Raw genomic sequence first — 26,301 nt, forward strand, 5'->3', positions numbered from 1 at the left:
GGCCATCCACGTGCTTTCCTATCAAACAAGACGTGGATGCCCGGGACAAGCCCGGGCATGACGGCCTGCCGGAATGGCTATCCCCACGTTACGTCATGGCGCGCCAGGACTTCACGCACTTTTGCGACGAGGTCGGCTTCGCTGCACGAGAATTGCGCCGGGCGGCTCTCGCGCCATTCCTGGTTGGAGGCAATCGCAGCGGCCGCCTTCGCGCCTTCGATCAGGTCCTTGATCTGCACCTCGCCGCGCGCCTTTTCATCGGAGCCCTGGATGATGACGCAGGGCGCGTTGCGGCGGTCGGCATATTTGAGCTGGTTGCCCATGTTCTTGGGATTGCCGAGATAGAGTTCGGCGCGGATGCCCGCGGTGCGCAAGGACGCGACCATCCTCTGATAGTCGGCGACGCGATCGCGGTCGAACACGGTGACGACGACGGGGCCGAATTCGGGCCGCGTGTCGAGCTTGCCGAGCAGCGTCAGCGCGGCCTGAAGCCGCGATACGCCAATCGAGAAACCGGTCGCCGGCACCGGCTCGCCGCGGAAGCGCGAGACGAGGCCGTCATAGCGTCCGCCACCGCCGACGGAGCCGAAGCGCACGGGGCGGCCTTTTTCGTCCTTGGTGTCGAGCAGGAGTTCGACCTCGTAGACAGGGCCGGTGTAGTATTCGAGGCCGCGCACCACGGAGGGGTCATAAGCGATTTGTTCTTTCGAATAGCCGGCCTGATCGCAGATATAGAGGACCTGCGTCAGCTCAGACGTACCGCTCGTGTCGCCGCCAACCTGCTCAATCGATTTTCGAACCCGATCAAGTTTTTCGGCCGCATCTTCGCCAGTAGACGTTATGTAGTCGAGCACGATTTGTATTGCCTTCGGCGGCAGCTTTGCACCTGGCGTAAAATCGCCTTTACCCTCTTCTCCACCGTCCCAGCGACCATCCCCGAGCAACAATTTCACGCCATCGATGCCAAGCCGATCAAGCTTGTCGATCGCGCGAAGAACTGTCAGTCGCCGGCCTGCACTCTCTTCACCCTTAAGGCCGCATGCCTCCAACACCCCATCAAGGATCTTGCGGTTGTTGATCTTTACCAAGTACTGGCCACGCTGGACGCCAAGCGCCTCCATCGTATCCGCAGCCATCATGCAGATCTCGGCATCCGCCGCCGGCGTCGCCGAGCCGACCGTATCCGCGTCGAACTGCATGAACTGGCGGAAGCGGCCGGGGCCGGGCTTCTCGTTGCGGAACACGTAGCCGACGCGATAGCTGCGATAGGGCAAGACAAGACCGTCGGTCCCGTAACGCTCGCCGACGTAGCGCGCGAGCGGCGCGGTCAAATCGTAGCGGAGCGAGATCCACTGCTCGTCGTCATCCTGGAACGAGAACACGCCCTCATTCGGACGATCCTGGTCGGGCAGGAATTTGCCGAGCGCATCGGTATATTCCATCGCCGGCGTTTCCACCGGCTCGAACCCGTAGAGCTCGTAAACGGCGCGGATCTTCTCGACCATCTCGCGCGTCGCCCGGATCGCGGCGGGATCGCGATCCTCGAGCCCGCGCGGCAACCGCGCCTTCAGTTTCTGGGGTTTTTTGAGTTTTTCGGCCATGCGCGGTTCGTATCAGCGCATGCCCCGGGCGGCAAGCGCCGCGGCTTCCTAACCTCTCCCCGCCCTTCTGCGGGGAGAGGTCGAAATTCGCGATCGCGAATTTCGGGTGAGGGGCATGGCACGCTGCCCGTCGCGAATTCGGAACTTGCGGATCGAAGAGCCCCTCACCCCACCCTCTCCCCGCAAGGGCGGGGCGAGGGAGCGAGAGAGCATGCGCACCTCACACAACAGCCAATCAAATCACCTTTTTGATCCAGTTGTGCGGATCGTTGGTGCGGCCGTACTGGATGTCGACGAGCTGCTTGCGCAGGCCCATGGCGACGGGGCCGGCGGCGCCGCCGCTGATCTCGAAGTCGCCGCTCACCGAGCGCACCTTGCCGATCGGCGAGATCACGGCGGCAGTGCCGCAGGCGAAGGCTTCCTTCAGCTTGCCGCTCGCGGCATCCTTGCGCCATTGGTCGATCGAGTATGGCTCCTCGCGCACCGTCTTGCCGGCGTCCCTGGCAAGCGCGATGATGGAATCGCGGGTGATGCCCGGCAAAATCGTGCCTAGCGGCGGCGTCGACAGCGAGCCGTCGTCGAACACGAAGAACACGTTCATGCCGCCGAGCTCCTCGACATAGCGGCGCTCGATCGCGTCGAGGAAGACGACCTGGTCGCAGCCGTGCTGGATCGCCTCGGCCTGCGCGCGCAGGCTCGCGGCATAATTGCCGCCGCACTTGACGGCGCCGGTGCCGCCGACCGCGGCGCGCGTGTAGTTCTCCGACACCCAGATCGACACCGGTGCAGGCCCGCCCTTGAAATAGGAGCCGACCGGCGAAGCGATCACCGCAAAGATGTATTCGGACGACGGCTTGACGCCGAGGAAGGTCTCGCTCGCGATCATGAAGGGCCGCAGATAAAGGCTGCCCTCGCCGCCCGGCATCCAGGCGCGGTCGATGCGCACCACCTGCTCGACCGCCTCGATGAAGACGTCTTCGGGGATCTGCGCCATCGCCATGCGGTCGGCCGAGTCCTTGAAGCGCCGCGCATTGGCGTCGGGGCGGAACAGGTTCACGCCGCCATCGTCGCGCTTGTAGGCCTTGAGGCCCTCGAAAATCTCCTGCGCGTAGTGCAGGACAGCGCCGGCCGGATCGAGCTGGAAATTGGCGCGTGCCTCGATACGCGCCTCATACCAGCCGCCCTTGGCCTGGTTATAGCGGACCACTGCCATGTGATCGGTGAAGACCCGGCCGAAGCCGGGGTCAACGAGCTTGGCGACCCGGTCCTTCTCGGGTGTCGGATTGGATGCGGGCTGGATGTCGAATGTCATGCTCATGTCCTTGGCTCCCGCTGCCGATGGCGGCGCTGTTCTGGCGCCCACCTGCCCGTTTCGGGCCCGGCTGGCTTGATTAGAGTTCTGGCCGGACCACCGCCAGCCTTGTTACGGCCGGTTTCCGTGGCCAGCATGCCGTCGAGGACATGCTTTTGCGGAAGGCGGAAGTCCAGTATGTTTTGCCGAAATGCCGCTCGACAATCGCACGGTAGATCTGATCCGGCCGTTGCCGCCTGTCCGGCTCTCTCCGGCCGCCCTTGGAAATGCCACCCGCTGCGAAACGATCTAAAGTTTCGTACGGGTTGATCGTTTTGTAACATTGAACCCAAGATACGTCAATATGCCTGACATAAATTTCGCGACTCCCTCTCATGACGCTGCCGAGCCCAAGCCGACCGCGCCCGAAGGAAGCAATTTGCGCTGGGATATCATCGAGCTGCTGTTCTTCGCCTATCGCGATTTCGTCGGCGATCCCGACCAGGAGCTGGAGGCTTTCGGCTTCGGCCGGGCCCACCACCGGGTCATGCACTTCGTCTACCGCTATCCCGGCCTGAAGGTCGCCGACCTGCTCGACGTCCTGCGTATCACCAAGCAGTCGCTCGGCCGCGTGCTCAAGCAGCTGCTGGACGAGGGCTACATCGTGCAGAAGACCGGCGACAATGACCGCCGCCAGCGCCTGCTCTATGCGACGCCGAAGGGCGAGGCGCTGGTGCAGAAGCTCGCCGGCCTCCAGACCACGCGGATCACCAAGGCTCTCGCCGAGATGGCGCCGCAGGATGCCGAAACCGTCAAGCGCTTCCTGCGCGCGATGATCGATCGCGACGATCCGGACAAGGTGCTGGAGACGATCTTCGCCACCATCAATCAAGACGCAAAGGAGTGACTGTGCCGCTCGCTGCCACGCTCGCCCGCCCGCCGGCGCAACCGGCCGACGATGCCCCGCATCTGCTGCTGGTCGACGACGACCGCCGTATCCGCGATCTCTTGTCGCGCTTCCTCGCCAGTGAAGGCTATCGCGTCACCACGGCTTCAAGCGCCGGTGATGCGCGTTCAAAGCTTTTGGGCCTGCATTTCGACTTGCTCATCCTCGACGTCATGATGCCCGGGGAGACCGGCTTCGATCTTGCCCGCTTCATCCGGACGTCCTCATCGGTGCCGATCGTGATGCTGACGGCGCGCCATGAAGCCGAAGCCCGCATCGAGGGCCTTCAGATCGGCGCCGACGATTACGTGGCAAAGCCGTTCGAGCCGCGCGAGCTTGCGCTGCGCATCAACAACATCCTCAAGCGCGCCGCGCCGCCGCCGCAGGCCGCAACCGTGGAGAAGATCGCGTTCGGTCCCTACATCTACCATCTCGATCGCGGCGAGTTGCGCCAGGGCGAGGAGGTCATTCACCTCACCGACCGCGAGCGCGAGATGCTGCGGATCCTCTCGGAGACACCAGGCGAGACCGTGCCGCGCAGCGCGCTGACCGGCAACGGCAGCGTCAACGAACGCGCCGTCGACGTGCAGATCAACCGGCTGCGGCGCAAGATCGAGAACGACCCCGCCAATCCCCTGTTCCTCCAGGCGGTGCGTGGCATCGGCTACCGGCTGGTGGCCTCGCCATAAAGCAGTGAAGCGCAACTGATGAGCACGATCGATACCGGCCTGACGCTGCTGCGAAGCGCCGCTGGGCGCGTCTCCGCCGCCAATGGCTGGATGGGCAACGCGTTCAAGGGCTGGATGCCGACCGGCCTCTATGCCCGTGCGCTGCTGATCATGATCGTGCCGATGGTGATCCTGCAATCGGTCGTCGCCTTCGTGTTCATGGAGCGGCACTGGAACACGGTGACGCGTCACTTGTCGGCCGCGGTGGTGCAGGACATCGCCGCGCTGATCGACGTCTACAAGGGCTACCCGCAGGACAAGGACCGCGATCTGATCCGCCGCATCGCGCAGCAGCGCCTGGGGCTCGTGGTGGACTTCCTCCCCGCAGGCGACATGCCGCCGCCCGGACCAAAGCCGTTCTTCTCGCTGCTCGACCAGACGCTGTCGGTGCAGCTCGGCCGCCAGATCGGGCGCTCCTTCTGGATCGACACGGTCGGCCGCTCCAACCTCGTCGAGATTCGCATCCAGCTCGATGACGCCGTGATGCGCGTGTTCGCGCAGCGCAGCGCCGCCTATGCCTCGAACTCGGAGATTTTTCTATTCTGGATGGTCGGAACGTCCTCGATCCTGCTGATCGTCGCGGTGCTGTTCCTGCGCAACCAGATCAAGCCCATCCTGCGCCTGGCGGACGCCGCGGAAAGCTTTGGCAAGGGTCGCGAAGCTCCGAACTTCAGACCGCGGGGCGCGCGCGAGGTGCGGCGCGCCGCGGTGGCCTTCCTCGAGATGAAATCCCGCATCGAGCGCACGATGGAGCAGCGCACCGCGATGCTCGCCGGCGTCAGCCACGATCTGCGCACCATCCTGACCCGCTTCAAGCTCGAGCTTGCGCTGATCGGCGAAAGCCCCGAACTGGAGGGCATGCGCAAGGACGTCGACGAGATGTCGATGATGCTGGAGGACTACCTCGCCTTTGCCCGCGGCGATTCCGGCGAGCAGGCCCAGCCGACCGACATGGTGCAAGCGCTCGAGGAGCTGCGCAGCGACGCCGAACGCCACGGCCACACCGCAACTGTCACCTTCCACGGCCTGCCCGTGGTCACCGTGAAGCCGGCCTCGTTCAAGCGCTGTCTCGCCAACCTCGTCACCAATGCCGCGCGCTACGGCAAAGCCATCGCCATCACCGGCCAGCGCGACCATCGCTATCTGACCGTCACGGTCGACGACGACGGACCGGGCATTCCCGCCCATCTGCGCGAAGAAGTGTTCAAGCCATTCCTGCGGCTGGACAATGCCCGCAACCAGGACGAAGGCGGCACGGGCCTCGGCCTCGCGATCGCCCGCGACATCGCCCGCTCCCATGGCGGCGACATCACGCTCAGTGACAGCCCGATGGGCGGATTGCGGGCGAGCGTGCGGATACCGGTGTAGCTTCTCTTACCTCGCCCCGCTTGCGGGGAGAGGTCGGATCGCCCTTGCGATCCGGGTGAGGAGGTACAGGTCTCTCGACGAGCGCGCGTGTGGAGAGAGGCCCCTCACCCCAACCCGTAAGAACGGGGCGAGGGAGCGCACCGGCGACGTGGCCACCTACTTCGGCAGCAGCGCCTTCAGCTTGTCGACGTCGCGCACGTTCATCTTGAAGCCGCCGGGCATCACGATGTCGCCGGGCTTCTGGTCCGGCTTGCACGCGCCCAGCCATTTCGCTTCGAGCGTCATGGTGGTGTCGCGCCCCGCCGTGCCGGCCGGGCCGCCTTGTGCGTGCGAGGAGGTCTTCACGGTATAGGCCGAATTGAAGTCGCCAACGATCTCGGCATGCGAGGTCGTGGTCATGCCGGCGACGTTGCACTCGGAATCGCTGAGATAACCGGTCGACGTCTTCGTGATGTCCTGCTTGGAGCAGATCTGCTTGGCCATCGGGGAGACGTTGTTGTTCATCTCCTTGTCGACTGTCTCGTCGGTGCAGTGCTGCATGGTCATTTCCGGCATCGCGGAGCCGCTCCTGACCATCTTCAATTCCCACAGGCCGGCCTTGCGCACCGGCAGATCGTCGGCGTTGGCGCTGCCTGCCGACAACACGAGCCAAACGGCCGAACCGAGCAAAGCAAGCTTGCGCGTCATACGAGGCTCCCGGCTGAGATGTCTTGGCGTTAGCTTGGTGTTACGAAAAACGCCTCAGTAAAGCGTGCGGATCGGCCGGTCGGCCGCGCCATAGGGCACCCAGCGGCAGGCGAACGAGATGTAGCCGCCCTCATAGGCCTGCACCGCGAGGAACTTGACCACCTTGCCGTACTGCGCGCAGTGATCGACAGCGACCTGCCGCGCATCAGCCTGTGTCGCCAGCGAATAGGCGATGATGCCACCGGTGTCGTTGCCCTTGAAGGGCGGCACCGGAAGGATATCGGCGCGCGCCGACTGGCTCGCCATCATACCCAAGGCAAGAAGGCCCGCGGCCGCAATGATTCGCATTCCCGTCACTCCGATTGGTTGGCGGCAGTTTACGGTGCCGGCGCCGCGGTGGAAAGAACGGATAGGCCGCCTACCGCGACGTTATGGTCAACTCGTCGGCAAGTGTTGCCGCGCTGCACTTGACCTCCCCCGCCCTTCGCGGCACCGTCCGACCTTCGCAGATCATGCTGTCTGGATTGCCCATGCGCGCTTCGACCTCCCTGAAATCGCTCCGCTTTGCCGCCCTGCTCGGCCTCATGTTCGGGGCGCTGTCGCTTGGTGAGGCCAGGGCCGCCAATCCGCTGGAGCTGAATTTCTGGCTGAGCGGGCCGCGTTATGACGGCCGCGTCGCCGATTGCGACAAGGCACTGCCGACGATCGCCACCCAGTTCTGGGAGAAGGAAAGCTCGTTCTGGAATTCGTCGTTGAAGATCACGGGCTTCGCGGCCGTTCACGAGACCGCGTTTCGGCCCTGGGCATCCGACAATATCCCACGCCGCTACTGCACCGGCGAGGCCATGCTCACCGACGGCAAGGTGCGCCAGGTGCACTTCTCGATCATCGAGGACGGCGGCTTTGCCGGCTTCGGTCAGGGCGTCGAGTGGTGCGTGGTCGGGCTCGACCGCAACTGGGCCTACAACCCGTCCTGCCGCGCCGCAAAGCCCTGATTCGGGCCGATCACGCGGCCGGACGATCGGCGCTTGAAATTTGTTCTTGAAATGTTCTTGTCGCCTGCTAGGCTGTTTTGCACAGTCTAGTTGAGGGGCGTCGCCATGTTTCATTCCAGATTGCATTCGTTCTCCCGCCTGATGATCTCGCTCACCCTTGCCCTCCCCCTTGCCGCCGGGCTGGTTGGGCTTGCCGGCGCCGCGAAAGCCCAAGACAGGCGGCAGAACGCGCCCGGCGAGTTCGATTTCTATGTGTTGTCGCTGTCCTGGTCGCCCTCGTTCTGCGAGGAAGCTTCCGAACGCGGCGGGCGCTCGCAAATCCAGTGCGGCGGACGGCCCTACGCTTTCGTGGTGCACGGCCTGTGGCCGCAATATGAGAACGGCTTTCCGGAATATTGCCAGCGGCCGTCGCCGCGGCTGAACCGCAACATCGTCTCCTCGATGCTCGACCTGATGCCGGCGCCGGGCCTGATCTTCAACGAATGGGACAAGCACGGCACCTGCTCCGGGCTCACCGACCGCAACTATTTCGAGACGATCCGAAAAGCACGCGCCGCTATCAAGATTCCGGCCGAATATCTCGACCTGTCGGAGGCCAAGACCGTGGCGCCGGCCGAGGTCGAAGAGGCCTTCATCAAGGCCAATCCGGGTTTGAGCAATGCCGCCATCTCGGTCACCTGCAACCGGACACGGCTCTCCGAAGTCCGCATCTGCCTCAGCAAGGACTTGCAATTCCGCGGCTGCGAGGAGATTGACCGCCGCGCCTGCCGCCGCGACCAATTGACGATGCCGCCGATCAGGGGTGGGTAGAGGAAGCTCTCGTGCCCCGGATGCAGTGCAACGCGCCGCGAAGCGCGGCGGAGTGCACTGCTGATCCGGGGGCCTATCACGAAATAAGAGGCTGGGTCCCGGCTCAGCGGCGCAGCGTTACGCGCTGCACCGCGTCCGGGACACATGATCCTGCCTCTTTGCTCGAGCCGTCACGTGGCGTAGTGCTCTTCCCATGAACTACCGTCACGCCTTTCACGCCGGCAGCTTCGCCGATGTCATCAAGCACATCGTGTTGGCGCGCATCCTGACCTATTTGCAGGACAAGCCGGCCGCCTTCCGCGTCATCGACACCCATGCGGGCGCCGGTCTCTACGATCTCGACAGTGACGAGGCGCGTCGCGGTGGTGAGTGGCTGACCGGGATCGCGCGGCTGATGCAGGCGCGCCTCTCGAACGAAACCGTCGCGCTAACGAAGCCCTATCTCGACATCGTCCGCGCCTTCAATCCGAAGGGCGAGCTCAAGGCCTATCCGGGCTCGCCGCTGATCGCGCGCGGCCTGATGCGGCCGCAGGACCGTCTCGTCGCCTGCGAGCTCGAACCGAAGGCGCGCAAGGCGCTGATCGACGTGCTGCGCCGCGACGAACAGGCCCGCGTGGTCGATCTCGACGGCTGGGTGGCGCTGCCGGCCTTCGTGCCGCCGAAAGAGCGCCGCGGGCTCGTCCTGATCGATCCCTCCTTCGAGGCGAAGGACGAGTTCGAACGGCTTGGTGAGGCCTTCTCCACAGCTTTCGCGAAATGGCCGACCGGTATCTATGTAATCTGGTATCCGGTGAAGAGCCGGCGCGCCACCGACGCGCTGGCGCAATTGGTGACGCGCGCTGCAGCCGCAGCAAAACCGCCGGGAAAATGCCTGCGACTCGAATTCAGCGCCGCGCCGCAAATTGACGGCGCACCTCTCACTTCCACCGGGCTGCTGATCGTCAATCCGCCCTATACGCTGCAAGGCGAACTCAAGACGATCCTGCCCGAGCTGGAGATGCCGCTCGGCCAGGGCGGCGCTGCCAGATTCCGATTGGAGGTGCCAAAGCCCTAAGCCGCCGCCATTCTTGGGAAAAAGATGCAGTAGCGGTAGTCAATCTGCAAAGAACCGTATTATGCTGTTTCCGTGACTGGCTTTACGTTCCGCTTCCGCGAATGGTTGCGGCGGAGTGAGGGCCTAAGAAAGATCCAGTCGGACCGAATGGTCTGCCCAAGGATGGCCAGCTCCCGGGCTTCGTGAAGCCCGGTCATGCTGCGACGCGCGTCTGCGTCGCGGCGGAGGAGCAATGAGGGGGAGTTTCCCGATGGCCATGACGGGAACGGTTAAGTTCTTCAACGGCGAGCGCGGCTACGGCTTTATCAAGCCGGATGACGGCGGTCGCGATGTCTTCGTTCACATCACCGCTGTGGAGCGGGCGGGACTGAAGGACCTTGCCGAAGGACAGCGTATCACATTCGAAGTCGAACCGGACAAGAAGGGGAAGGGGCCGAAGGCGGTCAATTTAGTCATCCTCGCCTAGCGGGCCTCACGCAAAAAACCTGGCGCAAAAAAATCCCGGCCGCGAGCGGCCGGGAGGCTGTAGTCCGGTATTTTCTTGTTGCTATCAGAAGTGATAGTTCACGCCTGCGCGGACAACGCTGGCGCTATAACCATTTGACACGCCTGTAATTGCGAACTGACTCGTCGACAGATCGATGTAGAGGTATTCGAGCTTCGCGCTCCAGTTCGGCGCGAAACCGACTTCTGCGCCGACGCCGGCGGTCCAGCCAGCGGTGGTGTGCGATTCCGTCCAGCCGAAGGTCTGCGCGCGCAACTCGCCGAAGGCGAGGCCCGCGGTGCCGTAGAACAGCACATTGCTGAAGGCATAGCCGGCGCGGCCCCGCAAGGTGCCGAACCAGGGATTGGAAAACTTCCACGGCGCGAAGGTATCGTCGGCGCCGGCGGCCTGGATGTCGCCCTCGACGCCGAACACCCACGGGCCGTTCTGGAAATTGTAGCCGGCCTGCACGCCGCCGACGAAGCCGGAAGGCTTCACAGGAGTGTTGCTCACCGAGCCCCATTCATAACCGATATTGGCGCCGAGATACGGGCCGGCCCAGCTATAGGCATTCAGCGGCTGATTGACGGTATAGGGCGCACGCTGCCCGTAATTGAGATCGGCGGCCTCTGCCGAAGCTGTCCAGCCGGCTGCAACCAACGCGGCTGCGCCCACAACGAACCTCTTCATCGGTACTCTCCAACGCAACTGCCGCAACCGCTGCGATGCCTGCACCGCCGCGCAAGGCAAAACCGCATGGTTACGGAACCAAGACTTTTTCGCGTAGGATTTATCGAGAGTTTTAAGTTAAAGGCCTGTTAAGACCCGTTACCGCGCTGTTAACAGACTTAAGGAAGCGTTACCGGGAACTGCGCCCGCGATCCTGTGCGTGCGGCATGGCCGGAACTTCAAATCGGCATCCCCAGCGCTTAAATTCGTCCCATGGTTCACGATTCCACCGACAATCCGGACGACGCGCGCGCACCCAAATCGCCGCACCGCACCGCAACGGCCGCCCCGCCAGAGGGGCTGACGCCGCCAGACCTCGATCCCGCGACTGCAAGCGGCGACGACGAGGACGATTCGCGGCTACCGGACATCCTGGAAGAGACCGGCGCGGTCGGCGAAGGCCCACTGGCGACCGGCCATGAGGCGATCGAGCGCGCGGTGCGGCTCGCGCCCACCTCGCCCGGCGTCTATCGCATGCTCAGCGCGAACGCCGACGTGCTCTATGTCGGCAAGGCCAAGAACGTCAAAAAGCGGCTGTCCAACTACGCGCGCCTCAGTGCGCCGCAGCCGGCGCGCATCCTGCGCATGATCGCAGCCACGGTCTCCGTGGAAATCGTCTCGACCACGACCGAGACCGAGGCGCTGCTGCTCGAGGCCAACCTCATCAAGCAGCTCCGGCCGCGCTTCAACGTGCAGCTGCGCGACGACAAGTCGTTTCCCTATATCCTAATCACCGGCGACCATTGGGCGCCGCAGATCCTGAAGCACCGCGGCGCGCAGTCCCGGCCCGGACGCTATTTCGGCCCGTTCGCTTCAGCAGGCGCCGTGAACCGCACGATCACTGCCCTGCAGCGCGCGTTCCTGATCCGCTCCTGCACCGACTCCTTCTTCGAGAGCCGCAGCCGGCCCTGCCTGCTCTACCAGATCCGCCGCTGCGCCGGCCCCTGCACCCGCGAGATCGACTTTCCCGGCTATACGACGCTGGTGCGCGAGGCAACCGACTTCCTGTCCGGCAAGAGCCAGGCGGTGAAGCAGGAGCTCGCAGGCGAAATGGAGAAGGCCTCCGGCGAGCTCGAATTCGAGAGCGCGGCGCTCTACCGCGACCGCCTCGCCGCGCTCTCGGCGATCCAGTCGCAGCAGGGCATCAATCCGCGCACGGTCGAGGAAGCCGACGTGTTCGCGATCCACCAGGAGGGCGGCTTCTCCTGCGTCGAGGTGTTCTTCTTCCGCACCGGCCAGAACTGGGGCAACCGCGCCTATTTCCCGCGCGCGGAGAAGACCTTTACACCGGAAGAGGTGCTTGGCTCCTTCCTCGCCCAGTTCTACGACGACAAGCCGCCGCCGAAGGTCGTCCTGCTCTCGCACGGGATCGAGGAGAGCGAGCTGCTCGCCAACGCGCTGTCGATCAAGGCCGGCCACAAGGTCGAGGTCTCCACGCCGAAGCGTGGCGAGAAGAAGGAGCTCGTCACCCACGCGCTGACCAACGCGCGCGAGGCGCTTGGACGCAAGCTCGCCGACACCGCGACCCAGAGCCGTCTGCTCGACGCCATGGCCACGACGCTGAACCTGCCGCATCCGCCGAAGCGCATCGAGGTCTACGACAACAGCCACATCCAGGGCACCAATGCGGTCGGCGCCATGATCGTCGCCGGCCCCGACGGTTTTGTGAAAAATCAGTACCGCAAGTTCAACATCAAGTCGGAAGGGCTTACGCCGGGCGACGACTACGGCATGATGCGCGAGGTGCTGGAGCGCCGTTTCAAGCGCCTGATCAATCCGCCCGAGGACAACGCCGCCAAGGCGAAAGACGACGATTTCCCGCAATGGCCGGATCTCGTGGTCATCGACGGCGGCCGCGGACAGCTCAATGCGGTCCGGGAGATTTTTGCAAACCTCGGCCTGACCCAGGTGTCGCTGATGTCGGTCGCCAAGGGACCGGACCGGGATGCCGGCCGCGAGACCCTGTTCATGCCGGAGCGCGAGGCGATCAAGCTGGAGCCGCGCGACCCCGTGCTCTATTTCATCCAGCGGCTGCGGGACGAGGCACATCGCTTCGTCATCGGCTCGCACCGCAAGCTGCGCAAGAAAGACATTCGCGAGGCCGGTTTGCAGGAGATTCCGGGCATCGGCCCGTCACGCAAACGTGCCTTGCTGCATCATTTCGGAACCCTGAAGGAGATCGAACGGGCCTCGATCACCGATCTCGGCAAGGTTCCGGGGGTGAGCGCCGAGAGCGCCCGCAGGATTTTCGACTATTTCCATCCCCAGCCGGGGTGAACTAAAGGGGCCGCGGTCATATGGTCGTCGCATCCCGCGCCCCATTTGGGAGCGGGACGGTTGACCTTCAGGCACCAGCGGTATTGGTAGGACGGATGAACATCGCCACGACAAGAGGGACAACCAGCCGCGCGATGTCCCTGCCGAACATCCTGACCTACGGCCGGATCGCCGCGATCCCGGTCGTGGTCGGTTGCATCTACGCGCAGTCGATCATGGACGGCCCGCTCTGGCTGCGCTGGGTCGCGGTGGCCATTTTCATCGCGGCCGCAGTGACCGACTACCTCGACGGCTATTACGCGCGAATCTGGAATCAGCAATCGGCGTTCGGCCGGATGCTCGATCCGATCGCCGACAAGCTGCTGGTCGCCTCCTGCCTGCTGATGCTGGCTGCCGACGGCATCATCCATGGCTGGTCGCTGTGGGCCGCCATCGTGATCCTGTGCCGCGAGATCCTGGTCTCGGGCCTGCGCGAATATCTCGCCGCGCTGCGCGTGAGCGTGCCCGTGACCAAGCTTGCGAAGTGGAAGACCACGGTTCAGCTCATTGCCATCGGCTTCCTGCTCGCGGGCGAGGCCGGCGACCAGGTCGTGCCTGTCGTCACGCAGATCGGCCTGTTGCTACTGTGGGCATCGGCAATCCTCACCATGTACACCGGCTACGATTACTTCCGCGCCGGCATCCATCACCTCATCAAGGAGGATGAGGGATGAAGCTGAAATACTTCGCCTGGGTGCGCGAACGCGTCGGCATGGCCGAAGAGACCATCGAACCGCCGGCGACCGTGCGCACCGTGGAGGAACTGATCGCCTGGCTGTCCGGCCGGAGCGAAGCCTACGCCTATGCGTTCGAGAAGCCGAAGGTGATCCGCGCCGCGATCGACCACGCCCACGTCCGGCCGGACGCCGCGATCGCGGGCGCACGCGAGATCGCATTCTTTCCGCCGATGACCGGCGGCTAGGCGCATGACCGGCCCAGTCACCATCCGCATCCAGCAGGACGATTTCGACATCGCGCGCGAGATCGCGAGCCTGACCAGGAGCCGCACCGACATCGGCGCAGTCGTGAGCTTCTCCGGCATCTGCCGCGCCGACGACGACAGCGCGAAGATCGCGGCGCTGACGCTCGAGCATTATCCCGGCATGGCCGAGGAAGAGATCAAGCGCCATGTCGACGAGGCGGTGTCGCGCTGGCCGCTCAACGGCGTCACCGTCATTCACCGCGTCGGCCGGTTCATGCCCGGCCAGAACATCGTGCTGGTGCTGACCGCCTCGCAACACCGAAAGGCGGCGTTCGAGGCGGCCGAGTTCCTGATGGATTACCTCAAGACCAGCGCGCCGTTCTGGAAGAAGGAAGAGAGCGCCACCGGCACCGGCTGGGTCGAGGCCCAGGCCCGTGACGACGAGGCCGCCGCACGCTGGACCCGGTCCTGATGGCAAAAGCTTCCAAGAAGACCGCGCGCGGCCGCGCCGCGCCTAAACTCGCGAGGGTCGGCCGCGGCGAGCTTCTGACGCTGATCGATTTCGTCCGCTATGCGGTGAGCCGCTTTGTCGAGGCAAAGCTTGCCTTTGCCCACGGCACGACCGATCCGGTAGCGGAAGCAGCTTTCCTGGTCTGCGAGGCCCTGCATCTGCATCCCGACCAGTTCGAGGCCTTTGCCCACGCGCGCGTCACGGCTGCGGAAGGCAAGACCATCCTCGATCTCATCCATAAGCGCGTCACCACGCGGAAGCCGACAGCCTATCTGGTCAACAAGATCTACATGCGCGGCCTGCCGTTCTATGTCGACGAGCGCGTCATCGTGCCGCGCTCCTTCATCGGCGAGTTGCTGGAGTCGCATTTCGGCGGCTACGGCGAGGCGGGCTCGCTGATCGACGACCCCACTTCCGTCGAGCGGGTGCTCGATCTCTGCACCGGATCGGGATGCCTTGCGATCCTCGCCGCGCATCATTTCCCGAATGCCGCGGTCGACGCCGTCGATCTTTCCAAGGGCGCGCTCGAAGTCGCGGCGCGCAATGTCAGGGAGCACGGGCTGGACGAGCGCATCAGCCTGCATCGCGGCGACCTTTTCGCGCCGCTTGCCGACAACAAATACGATTTGATCATCACCAACCCGCCTTACGTCGACGCCGAAGGCATGGCGGCGCTGCCGCCGGAGTGCCGCGCCGAACCGAAGCTCGCCTTCGACGGCGGTCCTGACGGCCTCGACGTGGTCCGTCGCATCCTGCGCGATGCGCCCGGCCATCTCACGGCGGACGGCGGCCTGCTCTGCGAGATCGGTCGCGGCCGCGAATCGCTCGACGAAGCCTTTCCGGAGCTGCCGCTGCTCTGGCTCGACACCGAGGAGTCCGAAGGCGAGGTGTTCTGGATCGCGGCCGCCGATCTCGGCTGAGCTGACGCGCGGGACATGTGCCGGCAAGTCAGGCCGAAGATCGTCCGGCCTGACCGAACTCCGGCTCAGCGTTTGCTGATCACCGCCTCCAGATATTCGCTATGCACGACGACCGTGCCGTCGTCGGCATGGTTGAACTCGCCGAGAAGCGTCATGAGATCGCGCTTCAGCGCAGCCTGGCCGGTCTCGTCGAGCGCGGCGAAGGCTTTCAGGATCGGCCCGTAGAATGACTTGAAGACCTCAAGCCAGTGGTCCGGCGAGCGATAGCGGAACACGAACATGCGCGGTTCGGCGGCGATCTCCGAGGCCTGGCCTCCGAACATCTCCTGAAGCCGCGCTGTGGTGCCCCACAAGGCCGGCGACTTCACGCCGGCCGGTGGCGGCAGATGCTTGCCGATGGTCTTGAAGAGCTGGCCGATGAAGCCTTGCGGCGTCCAATTGGCGAGGCCGATCTTGCCGCCGGACTTGCAGACGCGCGCGAGCTCGGAAGCCGCCTTGTCCTGGTCCGGCGTGAACATCACCCCGAAGGTCGAGACAACGACGTCGTAGCTTGCGTCCGCGAACGGCAGCGCCTCTGCATCCGCTTCGCGGAATTCGACCATCAGATGCTCCGCCGCCGCCCGCTCGCGCCCGCGCTTGAGCAGCGCCGGCACGTAGTCGGTGGATGTGACGTCACACCAGCGCCGCGCCGCAGCCAGCGTCGCATTGCCGTTGCCGGCGGCAACATCCAGCACTTTGCTGCCGGCGCGCAGGTCCAGCGCCTCGCAGAGCTGTTCGCCGACGATCTGCAAGGTGGTGCCGACGACGGCATAGTCGCCGGACGACCAGGCGCCATGCTGGCGCTGCTTGACGGCGGCGAGATCGGGCTGGGCTGCGGCTGGCGTGTTGAGCGCTGCGGATGTCGACATGGCAATCTCCTGCGGTTTAAAAACAGCAGGACGATAGAGCGCATGTAATCGGCTGGCCTTGAGAGCGGCGTTAGTTTACGTTCAGAGCACCTTGATTTCCGGTCCGGAGCCGAGGCGCAGCGTGACATTTCAATTCGAGGATTTCGTGCTCGATCCCGGGCGCCGCGAATTGCGGCGGGCGGATACGCTTGTCGCGCTCGAGCCGCAGGTGTTCGATCTGCTGCTCTATCTTGTCCACGACCGCGAGCGCGTGGTGACGCGGGACAATCTGCTCGATGCTGTCTGGAACGGCCGCGTGGTCTCGGAATCGACACTGACCAGCCGGATCAACGCCGTACGGCGCGCAGTCGGCGATTCCGGCGAGGAGCAGCGGCTGATCCGCACCGTCGCGCGCAAGGGCGTGCGCTTCGTCGGCGAAGTCACAGAACTCTCCGTCGCGGCGAAGCCGGCTGCGGCGGACAAACCGTCCAGCGCGGCGCCTGCGGCATTGCCGCTGCCCGACCGTCCCGCGATCGCCGTGCTGCCCTTCACCAACATGAGCGGGGAGGCCGAGCAGGATTATTTCTCCGACGGCATCAGCGAGGACATCATCACCGCGCTGTCGAAGCTGCGCTGGTTCTTCGTGATCGCGCGCAACTCGTCCTTCATCTACAAGGGCAGGACGGTTCATTTGCGCCAGGTCGCGGAAGAACTCGGCGTGCGCTATGTCGTCGAAGGCAGCGTCCGCAAGGACGGCGACCGTGTTCGCATCACCGCGCAGCTCAACGATGTCGCCACCGGCAGCCATCTCTGGGCGGAACGCTACGACCGCGAGCTCGCCGACGTCTTCGCCGTGCAGGACGAGATCACCGAAGCTATCGTCGCCGCGATCGAGCCGCAGCTCTATGCCGCGGAGAATTTTCGCGCCCAGCGCAAGCCGCCCGACAGCATGGACGCCTGGGATCTGCTGATGCGCGCGCTCTCGCATTACTGGCGGGTGACCCGGCAGGATCACGTCGTTGCACAAGCCCTGCTCGAAAAGGCCATCGCGCTCGACCCGAACTACGGCAAGGCGCTCGGCCTGCTCGGCACCAGCTACATGTTCACGGCGCATATGGGCTGGACGGAGATGGGTGCCGCAATATCCGTCGCCGAGCGCGCGGCGCGGGCCGCGATCCGCGCCGACGATGAGGATGCCTGGGCGCACAATGCGCTCGGCCATGTCCATTTGTTCGCGCGGCGCTTCGAGGACTCGCTCGCCGAGTTCGAGACGGCGCTCCGGCTCAATCCGAACTTTGCGCTGGCGCAGGGCTATTATGGGCTGGCACTGGGCTATTGCGGCCGCTGGCAGGACGCCGGCGAGGTCGCGCGCCGGGCGATCCGCCTCAGCCCGCGCGACCCCTATGCCCCCGTCTATTTCGGCATCGCCGCCTATGCCCGCTTCCTCGGTGCCGACTACGAGGAGGCGATCCGGCTCGCACAGGAGGCGCTGCGCCAGCGCAGCGACTTCGTCGGCGCGCACCGGGTGCTGACCGCGGCGGCCGGCATGGCGGGGCACGCCGAGATCGCCCGTGCCGCACTCGGGGAACTCCGGCGCGCCCAGCCGAACGTCTCGCTCGCCTGGATCGCCGAGTTCATGCCGATCAAGCTCGCCCCTGACCGCGAGCACTATCTCGAAGGCTTTCGCCGGGCTGGCCTGACTTGAGCCGCGAAGATGCCGCTATCCCCTCGAATCAACAATGATGTTAAGGTCGCTTCGCTTGGGGGAGCATGAGGCGTGACGGGTCCGGACGGCGGCCCGTGTTTTCCCGGATGAGACAGCCAGCACCAGAGGCGTAACGCGCGGCATGATTCGCATTTCGACGATTTTCATCGCCATCTGCATGGTTCTGGTCGCGGCCTCGCTCGGGCTTGTGCTCTACTCGGTCGCCGGCATGAGCGGAACCGAATCCGCGATCGTGGCGCTGACCGCGCTGACCTTCCTGATCCTCTACAACGCAGTGTCGATGCGGCTGCGCGACCGCAGCGACGTCGGCGGCCAGATCGCCGATCTGTCGCGCGGCACCGCCGATCTCGCCCGCCAGGTGGCCGAGTTCGGCCGCCGGCTCGCCGCGATCGAAGGCCGCATCGCCTCCGCCAATTCGACCAACTCCGACCGCGTCCAGTCGGTGATCGGCGAGATCAACGAGCTTGGCGGGCTGGTCAGGCAGCTCGCCGCCACCGTATCGGCCCACGAAGACATGCTGGCTGACGGCACGCCGGTCCCCGCCCCGGTCGCCAAACTGGAGCCGGAGGCGCCGATCGACCTGATCGCAATGCCCGAGGAGCAGCTGGTCGCGCCCGCCCCGCTGCCGCTCCCGACAGCGCCGAGGCCCGCGCCCGCGGTCCAGGCCACCAATGCGATCCAGACCGCCGGCGCACGCAGCCCGACCCAGATGCTGGCCACGCTGCGCAATGCGATCGACGAGAACCGCATCGACATCTTCCTCCAGCCGATGGTGACGCTGCCGCAGCGCAAGGTGCGGTTCTACGAGGCGGTGACGCGGGTGCGCGACGAGCGCGACCAGCTGATCGCCGCCGAGGAGTTCATCAGCATCGCCGAAGCATCCGGCCTGATCGGGCGCATCGACAACATGGTGATGCTGCGCTGTGTGCAGGTCCTGCGCCGGCTGATGGTGCGTAACAAGGATGTCGGCGTGTTCTGCAACGTCGCGGCCTCCACGCTCGGCAACTCCACCACCTTCGCGCAATGCCTGGACTTCCTCGAAGCCAACCGGGCGCTGGCGCCGTCGCTGGTGCTGGAGTTCAAGCAGTCGACCTTCCGCACCCTCGGCCCCGCCGAGACCGAGAATCTCGCCGCGCTCGCGCAGCGCGGCTTCCGCTTCTCGATCGACCATGTCACGGACTTACGGATCGAGCCGCGCGAGCTCGCCGACCGCGGCGTGCGTTTCATCAAGGTCCCCGCGTCACTGCTGCTCGATCCGAGGCAGGCGTCGACCTCCGACATTCATCCCTCCGACCTGTCCGACTTGCTCGGCCGCTTCGGCATCGACCTGATCGCCGAGCGGATCGAGGGCGAGCGCGCGGTGGTCGACCTGCTCGACTATGACGTACGGTTCGGTCAGGGCTTTCTGTTCGCGCCGCCCCGGCCATTGCGACCCGAGGGGGCATCTGCTACCGCCGGGGCCCCGCCGAACCAGGCGCAGGACATTCAGGGACCCAATGGCTCCGGTACACCCAGCCCAGGCGCAACGTCTGCCGCGCCTCCATCACAGCGCATCACCGGCAACGCGGCGCTCGCGCGCCGTGTCTGATCGGCCGCACGCATCATGACCACGCTGCATTTCGCCAAAAGCCTGCGCGAACTCGTGGGCGGGGTTGACGTCGTGCTCAGCGACATCTGGGGCGTGGTCCATAACGGCCTGGAATCCTTCCCCGAGGCCTGCGAGGCACTGCACACCTATCGCAGCCGCGGCGGTACGGTGATCCTGATCACCAATGCGCCGCGGCCCGCCGACTCCGTGCAGCGGCAATTGCGCAAGCTCGGCGTCGCCGACGAGACCTATGACGCGATCGTCTCCTCCGGCGACCTGACGCGGCTCTATGTCGCCGACCATCCCGGCCGCAAGATGTTCTGGCTCGGCCCCGAGCGCGACAACTCGATCTATCGCGGCCTCGATGCGGCGCTCGCACCGCTGGAGGAGGCCGACTACATCGTGTGCACCGGCCTCTATGACGACGAGACCGAGACGGCGGAAGATTATCGCGGTATGATGCTGAAGGCGCGCGAGCGCAAGCTGACGCTGGTCTGCGCCAACCCCGATATCGTGGTGGAGCGCGGCGACCGGCTGATCTATTGCGCCGGCGCGATCGCGGAGCTCTACCGCGAGCTCGGCGGCGAGGTGATCTTCTACGGCAAGCCGCACCGGCCGATCTATGAGCGCGCGATGGCGCTCGCCGGCGAACGCCAGGGCCACCAGATCGACCGCAGGAAGGTGCTGGCGATCGGCGATTCCGTCCGCACCGATCTTACCGGCGCGCGCGAATTCGGCATCGACTGCCTGTTCGTCACCCGCGGCATCCATTCCGAGGAATTCGAGGGCCTCGACCAGCTCGACCCGGCGTCCGTGATGGAATTATTCGGCCACCCGCCGAAGGCGCTGATGCGCGAATTGAAGTGGTGATCTCTGTCGTTCCGGAGGAACAACGCAGCAACACAGAAAGCCCGGGACAAACGCCCGGGCTTTCCGAAATCGCACGATGGCTTCGATTGCGCCTTACGCGCTCGCCATATCCGGGAAGACCGCCTCGATCTTGGTCTTCAGCGTCGCCGCGTTGAACGGCTTGACGATATAGTTGTTCACGCCGGCCTTCTTGGCCGCGATCACGTTCTCGGTCTTCGATTCCGCCGTGATCATGATGAAGGGCGTGGTGGCGAGGTTCGGATCGGCGCGCACTTCGCGCAGCAGATCGTAGCCCGTCATCGGCTCCATGTTCCAGTCGGAGATCACGAGCCCGTACTTCTTGCCGCGCATCTTGTTCAGCGCCGCCGAACCGTCGCTGGCATCATCGATGTTCTCGAAGCCAAGCTGCTTCAGCAGATTCCTGATGATACGGATCATGGTGCTGTAGTCGTCCACCACAAGAACCGACATCGTCAAATCAACCGCCATCTCGACTCCCCCAACGCAAACCCAGGAAATATTGCGATCGGACCTGCCGGGCCGTAGCCCCGCAGTTCCACCTTTCAAGGACTAGCACCAAGGCGTTAAACAGCGCGTTAACTGGGGCCGACCCCGATGAACTGAAATCGCGTTCAATGCGGTCGCCCCTCCCGCTTGACTTCATCGGGCGGGTCAAGCCACGGTCCCGGCCGGTCCCGCCGGCTCGAGAATTCCCCTGATGGCCCCGCATTTTACCGTTATCCGCGACACCACGCCGGATTCCGCGATTCTGAAGGGGGCCGTGGTCGCCATGGGTAATTTCGACGGGGTCCATCTTGGCCACAGGGCCGTGATTGCGGCGGCCCTGGAAATGGGCCGCCTGCATGGCCGCCCTGCGCTGGCATTGACCTTCGAGCCGCATCCGCGCCGGTTTTTCAGCCCCAACACCCCGCAATTCCGCCTGACGGACGAGCGAGCCAAGCTGCGGCTCCTGGCCGGGACCGGGCTTGCCGGCGCGGTGGTCATGACCTTCGACAAGGCCCGCGCCGGGACCACCGCGCAAGACTTCATTCATCATGACCTGATCGGACGCCTCGGCGTCAGCGGCATCGCGGTCGGCTACGACTTCCATTTCGGCAAAGGGCGCGTCGGCTCGCCGAGCCTTCTGGTCAACGAGGCGCCCCGGCTCGGCATCGAGGTCGACGTGCAGCCGCATATCGATATCGACGAGCGGCCGGTCTCCTCCAGCGCCATCCGGATCGCACTCGCCGAGGGACAGCTCGACGAGGCGACCTCCATGCTCGGCGCGCCCTGGTTCATCACCGGCGAAGTCATCCACGGCGAGAAGCGCGGCCGCGACCTCGGCTATCCCACCGCCAACATCCGCCTCGATGCCAATTGCGGCCTGAAGCACGGCATCTATGCGGTGCGGGTCGGCCGCGGCGCCGAGCGGCTGAACGGGGTGGCGAGCTTCGGCCGCCGCCCAACCTTCGACAATGGCGCGCCCCTTCTCGAAATCTTCCTGTTCGACTTCAAGGGCGACCTCTACGGGCAGGCGCTGGACTGCGCCTTTGTCGGCTTCATCCGCGAGGAGCTGAAATTCGACAGCCTGGAGGCCCTGATCCGCCAGATGGACGACGATTCCGCCCGCGCCCGCGCCATGCTGGCCGCCGCCCCGGACGCATTTCCGCGGCTTGGCGAGATCGATTAATTAATCGGGCTAGGCGAGCAGCCGTGGATCGAACGGCGCCTGGATCACCTCGGCCACGCTGACACGCGCTGCATCCGGATGTGCGGGGTTCAGGAGAAAGTTAGCTCCCTGCGCGCTTATCGCGGACGGCACCTGCAAGATCGCAGTCGTTGACCGATCGAGCCATCGATCCCCAACCTCACGGCTGGCCATCGTCTGGGTGCGCCAATCTGGGACAATTCCGGCCCGACTGCCTCAACGACAATGTCGTCGGGGACCGCGATACGCAGCAACTGGTACGTCGGCGGGACCAGATCGCGATCCATGTGGACCAGCGTTTCCAGCAACGCACTCGACGGATGATCAGCGAGATAGACGATCCGCCTGCCCTGCGAATGCCATCTGCCAGCGGCCCTCAGACCGCCAATTCCGGACAGATCGGCGTAGTTCGAAATCCGCCAGAGCTTCATCTTGCGGACTCAGGCAAAAATTCCGTGATCGATCTGCTCGAGCAACTCGCGGACGACAGCCGCGCCAAGTTCATCTTGCAACAGATCGACCGGCTTCTGGCCAGATAGGGACCGATTTGGTCGATCGAGCCAAGCCACTGCCTTTGCCGTATCGCCAAAGACGCGGTTGGCCAGCGTCCTGATCTCCAGAATTCTGACCAGCGACCCCGATGGAGAAAGATCGTCTATCGCCTGGCGGACTAGTTCCGCGGTATCATTCTGGCCAGCCTCGACCAACACGGCGTAGGCGTCCTCAAGGGAGGACGTAATCTCTGGATGTGCCTGGGCATCTCGCCTTCCACCAAGTCGGCGGAGTTGCTTGAGCTCCTCGAACACCTCGGCAAGCGGCTCCGCGTTCATGGAATTAGTCTCCGTTAATCAATACATTAGTTCTGCGGCAGAATTCCGCAATAGTGCCTCGCCGTCAGGATCGGGCCGTTCGCCCCTTTGCGCTTCCCCCGCCCCCCTGCTATGGAAGGCCCATGCTTGCGCGGCGCATCATAGGGATTAGCGGCCCGGCTTCCGCCTGAGCCTTTGGCTCGGCGCAAGACCGGGATTTTGTCGTTTCACCCCCGCGATTCCAGTCGCCATCTGTTCCCGCGCCCTTCCGAGCCAGTCAGCCTCATGTCCGAAAAGCCGCAAAAGTCCCAAAAGTCCGAAGTCAAAGACTATTCGAAAACCCTGTTCCTGCCGCAGACGGACTTCCCGATGCGCGCCGGCCTGCCGCAGCGCGAGCCGGAGATCCTCAAGCGCTGGTACGAGATCGGCCTCTACGAGAAGCTGCGCGAGAGTGCGAAAGGCCGCGACAAGTTCGTGCTGCATGATGGCCCGCCCTACGCCAACGGCAACATCCATATCGGAACGTCGCTGAACAAGATCCTCAAGGATCTCGTTACCAAGAGCCAGCAAATGCTCGGCTTCGATTCCAACTACGTGCCGGGCTGGGACTGCCACGGCCTGCCGATCGAGTGGAAGGTCGAGGAGGAGCACTATCGCAAGAAGGGCAAGCAGAAGCCCGACTTCCGCGACAGTGCCGCGATGATCGATTTCCGCAAGGAATGCCGTGCCTACGCCACGCACTGGCTCAACGTGCAGCGCGAGGAGTTCAAGCGTCTCGGCGTCATCGGCGACTGGGATCACCCCTACGCCACCATGAACTATCCGGCCGAGGCCCAGATCGCGCGCGAGCTGATGAAGTTTGCCGCCAATGGCACGCTGTATCGCGGCTCCAAGCCGGTGATGTGGAGCGTGGTCGAGAAGACGGCGCTTGCCGAAGCCGAGGTCGAGTACGAGGACTACACCAGCGACATGGTCTGGGTGAAATTCCCGGTCACCTCGCCCGCGCACGGTGCGCTCGCCTCAGCGAGTGTCGTGATCTGGACCACCACGCCCTGGACGCTGCCCGGCAACCGCGCCATCTCGTTCTCGCCGAAGATCGCCTACGGCCTCTTTGAGGTCACCGACGCGCCGGCTGACAATTGGGCCAAGACCGGCGATCTCCTGATCCTTGCGGACGCCCTCGCCGAAGAAGTGTTCAAGCAGGCGCGCGTGACGGCCTATAAGAAGGTCCGCGACATCCCCGGCGACACCATGGACGCGATCGAATGCGCGCATCCTCTGAAGGGCCTTGCCGGCGGCTACGAATTCATCGTGCCGCTACTGTCCGGCGATCACGTCACCGACGACACCGGCACCGGCTTCGTGCACACCGCGCCGAGCCACGGCCGCGAGGACTTCGACGTCTGGACGGCGAGCACGCGCGAGCTTGACGCCCGCGGCATCAACAGCGCGATCCCCTACACCGTCGACGAGAACGGCGCCTTTACCGACCAGGCGCCGGGCTTCGCGGGCAAGCGCGTCATCAACGACAAGGGCGAGAAGGGCGACGCCAACGAGGCCGTCATCAAGGCGCTGGTCGAAAACGGCATGCTGCTCGCACGCGGCCGGCTCAAGCACCAATATCCGCATTCCTGGCGCTCCAAGAAGCCGGTGATCTTCCGCAACACGCCGCAATGGTTCATCGCGATGGACAAGGATATCGCGGTGAACGGCAAGACCAAGTCCGGCGACACGCTGCGCGCCCGTGCGCTGCACGCGATCTCGGTGACGCAATGGGTGCCGCCGTCGGGCGAGAACCGCATCAACGGCATGATCGAATCGCGGCCCGACTGGGTGATCTCGCGCCAGCGCGCCTGGGGCGTGCCGATCGCCGTGTTCGTCCGCGAGAAGGGCGACGGCTCGGCCGAGATCCTCCAGGACGAGGCCGTCAACACGCGCATCGGCGACGCCTTCGAGAAGGAAGGCGCGGATGCCTGGTACGCCAAGGGCGCGCGCGAACGCTTCCTGGGTTCGCGTGCCAACGAGGACTGGCAGAAGGTCGACGACATTCTCGACGTCTGGTTCGATTCCGGCTCGACGCACGCGTTCGTGCTCGAAGATCCCGTGCACTTTCCCGGCCTCGCCGGCATCAGGCGCAAGGTCGACGGCGGCACCGACACCGTGATGTACCTGGAAGGCTCGGACCAGCATCGCGGCTGGTTCCACTCCTCGCTGCTGGAGAGCTGCGGCACGCGGGGGCGCGCACCCTATGACATCGTGCTGACGCACGGCTTCACCCAGGACGAGCACGGCCGCAAGATGTCGAAGTCGCTCGGCAACACCATCGAGCCGCAGGCCGTCATCAAGGAATCCGGCGCCGACATTTTGCGGCTCTGGGTCGCCGCCTGCGACTACACCGACGACCAGCGCATCGGCCCGGAGATCCTGAAGAACACGGTCGAGACCTACCGCAAGCTACGCAACACGGTGCGCTGGATGCTCGGCACGCTGCACCATTACAAGCCGGCCGACGCTGTCACGCCCGCCGAGATGCCCGAGCTCGAGCGGCTGATGCTGCACGAGCTCGCGATCCGCGCCGAAATGGTCCGCAAGGCCTATGAGACGTTCGACTTCAAGAGCGTGGTGGCGACGTTGTCGGCGTTCCTGAACAGCGAGCTGTCGGCGTTCTATTTCGACATCCGCAAGGACACGCTGTATTGCGATCCGCCGTCCTCGCTGACGCGCAAGGCGGCACTGACCACGATCGACCTGCTGTGTGCCTCGATCCTGAAATGGCTGGCGCCAGTTCTGAGCTTCACCGCGGAGGAAGGCTGGCGGATGTACAAGCCCGACGCCGAGCCCTCGGTGCATCTGACGCTGTTCCCGGAGGGGCTGGAAAAGCTCCGCGACGACAAGCTCGCCGCGAAGTGGGAGACGATCCGCAACGTCCGCCGCGTCGTCACCGGTGCGCTCGAGCTTGAACGTGCCGCCAAGAACATCGGTTCGTCGCTCGAGGCCTCGCCGGTGATTTATATCGCCGACCGCACCATGCTGGCGACGCTGTTCGACACCGATCTCGCCGAGATCTGCATCACCTCGAACTATGAGGTGCGCGAGGGCGAGGCTCCGGCTTCGGCGTTCCGTCTCGATACCGTGCCCGGCGTGGCTGTCGTGGTGGAGAAGGCGGTGGGCACCAAATGTGCCCGCTCCTGGAAGATTTCGCCGACGGTCGGCGAAGACCCCGAATATCCCGACGTCACCCCGCGCGATGCCAAGGCGCTGCGCGAATGGAAGGCGCTGGGGGTGGGGGTTTAACTTTGTGTCGTCCCGGCGGAGGCCGGGACCCATAGCCACCACCGCCGATTGCAGCGA

General features: G+C 64.7%; 25 protein-coding genes and 1 pseudogene. 17 read left to right on the forward strand and 9 right to left on the reverse strand.

Annotated elements, in window-relative coordinates:
- Positions 1-77: 77 nt before the first annotated feature.
- Together hisS and ABIB73_RS28695 are read right to left on the reverse strand one after the other, a co-directional pair.
- Positions 78-1,601, reverse strand: coding sequence for a histidine--tRNA ligase (gene hisS, locus ABIB73_RS28690; RefSeq protein WP_354229470.1), 1,524 nt, complete (start codon positions 1,599-1,601; stop codon positions 78-80).
- A gap of 235 nt (positions 1,602-1,836) precedes the next feature.
- A complete protein-coding gene (locus ABIB73_RS28695) occupies positions 1,837-2,919 on the reverse strand; it encodes a branched-chain amino acid aminotransferase (protein ID WP_354229472.1) in 1,083 nt (360 codons plus the stop codon).
- Between the two features lie 337 nt (positions 2,920-3,256).
- Here ABIB73_RS28695 and ABIB73_RS28700 point away from each other — a divergent pair, with 337 nt between their 5' ends.
- From ABIB73_RS28700 to ABIB73_RS28710, 3 genes are read left to right on the forward strand one after another with little or no spacing between them, the layout of a single operon-like run.
- The gene (locus ABIB73_RS28700; protein ID WP_354229474.1) at positions 3,257-3,799 is read left to right on the forward strand and encodes a MarR family winged helix-turn-helix transcriptional regulator; all 543 of its coding nucleotides are present in this window, start codon (positions 3,257-3,259) and stop codon (positions 3,797-3,799) included.
- The gene (locus ABIB73_RS28705) at positions 3,796-4,527 is read left to right on the forward strand and encodes a response regulator (RefSeq protein WP_354229476.1); all 732 of its coding nucleotides are present in this window, start codon (positions 3,796-3,798) and stop codon (positions 4,525-4,527) included. Before ABIB73_RS28700 ends, ABIB73_RS28705 begins: the two co-directional genes overlap by 4 nt.
- 18 nt (positions 4,528-4,545) lie before the next feature.
- Positions 4,546-5,934, forward strand: a complete 1,389-nt coding sequence (locus ABIB73_RS28710; RefSeq protein WP_354229478.1) for an ATP-binding protein — start codon at positions 4,546-4,548, stop codon at positions 5,932-5,934.
- Positions 5,935-6,090: 156 nt separating this feature from the next.
- On the opposite strand, the gene ABIB73_RS28715 is transcribed toward ABIB73_RS28710, so the two are convergent.
- Together ABIB73_RS28715 and ABIB73_RS28720 are read right to left on the reverse strand one after the other, a co-directional pair.
- Positions 6,091-6,621 carry a DUF3617 domain-containing protein gene (locus tag ABIB73_RS28715; protein ID WP_354229480.1) on the reverse strand — a complete coding sequence of 177 codons (531 nt, stop codon included), beginning with the start codon at positions 6,619-6,621 and terminating at the stop codon, positions 6,091-6,093.
- Between the two features lie 54 nt (positions 6,622-6,675).
- The gene (locus tag ABIB73_RS28720; protein WP_354229482.1) at positions 6,676-6,969 is read right to left on the reverse strand and encodes a hypothetical protein; all 294 of its coding nucleotides are present in this window, start codon (positions 6,967-6,969) and stop codon (positions 6,676-6,678) included.
- A gap of 182 nt (positions 6,970-7,151) precedes the next feature.
- Here ABIB73_RS28720 and ABIB73_RS28725 point away from each other — a divergent pair, with 182 nt between their 5' ends.
- The 4 genes from ABIB73_RS28725 (at position 7,152) to ABIB73_RS28740 (ending at position 9,946) form a co-directional block, all read left to right on the forward strand.
- On the forward strand, positions 7,152-7,616 hold the full coding sequence (locus tag ABIB73_RS28725; RefSeq protein WP_354229483.1) for a hypothetical protein: 465 nt from the start codon (positions 7,152-7,154) through the stop codon (positions 7,614-7,616).
- Positions 7,617-7,721: 105 nt separating this feature from the next.
- Positions 7,722-8,426 (forward strand): ribonuclease T2 family protein, encoded by a 705-nt coding sequence (locus ABIB73_RS28730; protein WP_354229485.1) that lies wholly within the window; start codon positions 7,722-7,724, stop codon positions 8,424-8,426.
- A gap of 193 nt (positions 8,427-8,619) precedes the next feature.
- Entirely contained in the window at positions 8,620-9,480 is an 861-nt protein-coding gene (locus tag ABIB73_RS28735; RefSeq protein WP_354229487.1) for a 23S rRNA (adenine(2030)-N(6))-methyltransferase RlmJ, read from the forward strand.
- A gap of 250 nt (positions 9,481-9,730) precedes the next feature.
- Positions 9,731-9,946: a cold-shock protein gene (locus ABIB73_RS28740; protein WP_028176631.1), complete on the forward strand. Its 216-nt coding sequence runs from the start codon at positions 9,731-9,733 to the stop codon at positions 9,944-9,946.
- 84 nt (positions 9,947-10,030) lie between these two features.
- Here ABIB73_RS28740 and ABIB73_RS28745 read toward each other — a convergent pair whose 3' ends face one another.
- Positions 10,031-10,654: an outer membrane protein gene (locus tag ABIB73_RS28745; protein WP_354229489.1), complete on the reverse strand. Its 624-nt coding sequence runs from the start codon at positions 10,652-10,654 to the stop codon at positions 10,031-10,033.
- A 252-nt stretch (positions 10,655-10,906) separates the two neighbouring features.
- On the opposite strand from ABIB73_RS28745, the gene uvrC reads away from it, so the two are divergent.
- From uvrC to prmB, 5 genes are all read left to right on the forward strand, one after another.
- Positions 10,907-12,970 (forward strand): excinuclease ABC subunit UvrC, encoded by a 2,064-nt coding sequence (gene uvrC / locus ABIB73_RS28750; RefSeq protein ID WP_354229491.1) that lies wholly within the window; start codon positions 10,907-10,909, stop codon positions 12,968-12,970.
- A gap of 95 nt (positions 12,971-13,065) precedes the next feature.
- On the forward strand, positions 13,066-13,683 hold the full coding sequence (pgsA, locus tag ABIB73_RS28755; protein WP_354229493.1) for a CDP-diacylglycerol--glycerol-3-phosphate 3-phosphatidyltransferase: 618 nt from the start codon (positions 13,066-13,068) through the stop codon (positions 13,681-13,683).
- On the forward strand, positions 13,680-13,931 hold the full coding sequence (gene moaD / locus ABIB73_RS28760; protein WP_354229495.1) for a molybdopterin converting factor subunit 1: 252 nt from the start codon (positions 13,680-13,682) through the stop codon (positions 13,929-13,931). Before pgsA ends, moaD begins: the two co-directional genes overlap by 4 nt.
- Positions 13,932-13,935: 4 nt before the next feature.
- Positions 13,936-14,403 (forward strand): molybdenum cofactor biosynthesis protein MoaE, encoded by a 468-nt coding sequence (locus tag ABIB73_RS28765; protein ID WP_354229497.1) that lies wholly within the window; start codon positions 13,936-13,938, stop codon positions 14,401-14,403.
- Entirely contained in the window at positions 14,403-15,362 is a 960-nt protein-coding gene (prmB, locus tag ABIB73_RS28770; RefSeq protein ID WP_354229499.1) for a 50S ribosomal protein L3 N(5)-glutamine methyltransferase, read from the forward strand. Before ABIB73_RS28765 ends, prmB begins: the two co-directional genes overlap by 1 nt.
- A 65-nt stretch (positions 15,363-15,427) precedes the next feature.
- On the opposite strand, the gene ABIB73_RS28775 is transcribed toward prmB, so the two are convergent.
- Positions 15,428-16,270: a class I SAM-dependent methyltransferase gene (locus ABIB73_RS28775; RefSeq protein ID WP_354229501.1), complete on the reverse strand. Its 843-nt coding sequence runs from the start codon at positions 16,268-16,270 to the stop codon at positions 15,428-15,430.
- Positions 16,271-16,391: 121 nt separating this feature from the next.
- Here ABIB73_RS28775 and ABIB73_RS28780 point away from each other — a divergent pair, with 121 nt between their 5' ends.
- The 3 genes from ABIB73_RS28780 to ABIB73_RS28790 all read left to right on the forward strand — a co-directional run bounded on the left by ABIB73_RS28780 (position 16,392) and on the right by ABIB73_RS28790 (position 20,433).
- Positions 16,392-17,954 (forward strand): winged helix-turn-helix domain-containing tetratricopeptide repeat protein, encoded by a 1,563-nt coding sequence (locus ABIB73_RS28780; RefSeq protein ID WP_354229503.1) that lies wholly within the window; start codon positions 16,392-16,394, stop codon positions 17,952-17,954.
- Positions 17,955-18,096: 142 nt separating this feature from the next.
- Positions 18,097-19,563: an EAL domain-containing protein gene (locus ABIB73_RS28785; RefSeq protein ID WP_354229505.1), complete on the forward strand. Its 1,467-nt coding sequence runs from the start codon at positions 18,097-18,099 to the stop codon at positions 19,561-19,563.
- A gap of 15 nt (positions 19,564-19,578) precedes the next feature.
- Positions 19,579-20,433 carry a TIGR01459 family HAD-type hydrolase gene (locus ABIB73_RS28790; protein WP_354229507.1) on the forward strand — a complete coding sequence of 285 codons (855 nt, stop codon included), beginning with the start codon at positions 19,579-19,581 and terminating at the stop codon, positions 20,431-20,433.
- Positions 20,434-20,526: 93 nt separating this feature from the next.
- Here ABIB73_RS28790 and ABIB73_RS28795 read toward each other — a convergent pair whose 3' ends face one another.
- The gene (locus ABIB73_RS28795; RefSeq protein ID WP_354229509.1) at positions 20,527-20,922 is read right to left on the reverse strand and encodes a response regulator; all 396 of its coding nucleotides are present in this window, start codon (positions 20,920-20,922) and stop codon (positions 20,527-20,529) included.
- A 229-nt stretch (positions 20,923-21,151) separates the two neighbouring features.
- On the opposite strand from ABIB73_RS28795, the gene ABIB73_RS28800 reads away from it, so the two are divergent.
- On the forward strand, positions 21,152-22,123 hold the full coding sequence (locus ABIB73_RS28800; RefSeq protein WP_354229511.1) for a bifunctional riboflavin kinase/FAD synthetase: 972 nt from the start codon (positions 21,152-21,154) through the stop codon (positions 22,121-22,123).
- Between the two features lie 9 nt (positions 22,124-22,132).
- Here the strand turns inward: ABIB73_RS28800 and ABIB73_RS28805 are convergent.
- Both ABIB73_RS28805 and ABIB73_RS28810 read right to left on the reverse strand, forming a co-directional pair.
- Positions 22,133-22,572 (reverse strand): annotated as a pseudogene (locus ABIB73_RS28805) (RES family NAD+ phosphorylase).
- Between the two features lie 9 nt (positions 22,573-22,581).
- Positions 22,582-22,971, reverse strand: a complete 390-nt coding sequence (locus tag ABIB73_RS28810) for an antitoxin Xre/MbcA/ParS toxin-binding domain-containing protein (protein ID WP_354229513.1) — start codon at positions 22,969-22,971, stop codon at positions 22,582-22,584.
- Positions 22,972-23,235: 264 nt separating this feature from the next.
- Between ABIB73_RS28810 and ileS the strand changes: the two genes are divergently transcribed.
- Positions 23,236-26,244: an isoleucine--tRNA ligase gene (gene ileS / locus ABIB73_RS28815; protein WP_354229514.1), complete on the forward strand. Its 3,009-nt coding sequence runs from the start codon at positions 23,236-23,238 to the stop codon at positions 26,242-26,244.
- Positions 26,245-26,301 lie beyond the last annotated feature (57 nt).

This window comes from Bradyrhizobium sp. F1.4.3 (assembly GCF_040548375.1).
Taxonomy (GTDB): domain Bacteria; phylum Pseudomonadota; class Alphaproteobacteria; order Rhizobiales; family Xanthobacteraceae; genus Bradyrhizobium.

Coding starts and splice junctions, on each gene's coding strand:
- hisS (WP_354229470.1), bottom strand. CDS start 1,601: ATGGCCGAAAAACTCAAAAAACCCCAGAAACTGAAGGCGCGGTTGCCG.
- ABIB73_RS28695 (WP_354229472.1), bottom strand. CDS start 2,919: ATGAGCATGACATTCGACATCCAGCCCGCATCCAATCCGACACCCGAG.
- ABIB73_RS28700 (WP_354229474.1), top strand. CDS start 3,257: ATGCCTGACATAAATTTCGCGACTCCCTCTCATGACGCTGCCGAGCCC.
- ABIB73_RS28710 (WP_354229478.1), top strand. CDS start 4,546: ATGAGCACGATCGATACCGGCCTGACGCTGCTGCGAAGCGCCGCTGGG.
- ABIB73_RS28715 (WP_354229480.1), bottom strand. CDS start 6,621: ATGACGCGCAAGCTTGCTTTGCTCGGTTCGGCCGTTTGGCTCGTGTTG.
- ABIB73_RS28720 (WP_354229482.1), bottom strand. CDS start 6,969: ATGCGAATCATTGCGGCCGCGGGCCTTCTTGCCTTGGGTATGATGGCG.
- ABIB73_RS28725 (WP_354229483.1), top strand. CDS start 7,152: ATGCGCGCTTCGACCTCCCTGAAATCGCTCCGCTTTGCCGCCCTGCTC.
- ABIB73_RS28730 (WP_354229485.1), top strand. CDS start 7,722: ATGTTTCATTCCAGATTGCATTCGTTCTCCCGCCTGATGATCTCGCTC.
- ABIB73_RS28735 (WP_354229487.1), top strand. CDS start 8,620: ATGAACTACCGTCACGCCTTTCACGCCGGCAGCTTCGCCGATGTCATC.
- ABIB73_RS28740 (WP_028176631.1), top strand. CDS start 9,731: ATGGCCATGACGGGAACGGTTAAGTTCTTCAACGGCGAGCGCGGCTAC.
- ABIB73_RS28745 (WP_354229489.1), bottom strand. CDS start 10,654: ATGAAGAGGTTCGTTGTGGGCGCAGCCGCGTTGGTTGCAGCCGGCTGG.
- uvrC (WP_354229491.1), top strand. CDS start 10,907: ATGGTTCACGATTCCACCGACAATCCGGACGACGCGCGCGCACCCAAA.
- pgsA (WP_354229493.1), top strand. CDS start 13,066: ATGAACATCGCCACGACAAGAGGGACAACCAGCCGCGCGATGTCCCTG.
- moaD (WP_354229495.1), top strand. CDS start 13,680: ATGAAGCTGAAATACTTCGCCTGGGTGCGCGAACGCGTCGGCATGGCC.
- ABIB73_RS28765 (WP_354229497.1), top strand. CDS start 13,936: ATGACCGGCCCAGTCACCATCCGCATCCAGCAGGACGATTTCGACATC.
- prmB (WP_354229499.1), top strand. CDS start 14,403: ATGGCAAAAGCTTCCAAGAAGACCGCGCGCGGCCGCGCCGCGCCTAAA.
- ABIB73_RS28775 (WP_354229501.1), bottom strand. CDS start 16,270: ATGTCGACATCCGCAGCGCTCAACACGCCAGCCGCAGCCCAGCCCGAT.
- ABIB73_RS28785 (WP_354229505.1), top strand. CDS start 18,097: ATGATTCGCATTTCGACGATTTTCATCGCCATCTGCATGGTTCTGGTC.
- ABIB73_RS28790 (WP_354229507.1), top strand. CDS start 19,579: ATGACCACGCTGCATTTCGCCAAAAGCCTGCGCGAACTCGTGGGCGGG.
- ABIB73_RS28795 (WP_354229509.1), bottom strand. CDS start 20,922: ATGGCGGTTGATTTGACGATGTCGGTTCTTGTGGTGGACGACTACAGC.
- ABIB73_RS28800 (WP_354229511.1), top strand. CDS start 21,152: ATGGCCCCGCATTTTACCGTTATCCGCGACACCACGCCGGATTCCGCG.
- ABIB73_RS28810 (WP_354229513.1), bottom strand. CDS start 22,971: ATGAACGCGGAGCCGCTTGCCGAGGTGTTCGAGGAGCTCAAGCAACTC.
- ileS (WP_354229514.1), top strand. CDS start 23,236: ATGTCCGAAAAGCCGCAAAAGTCCCAAAAGTCCGAAGTCAAAGACTAT.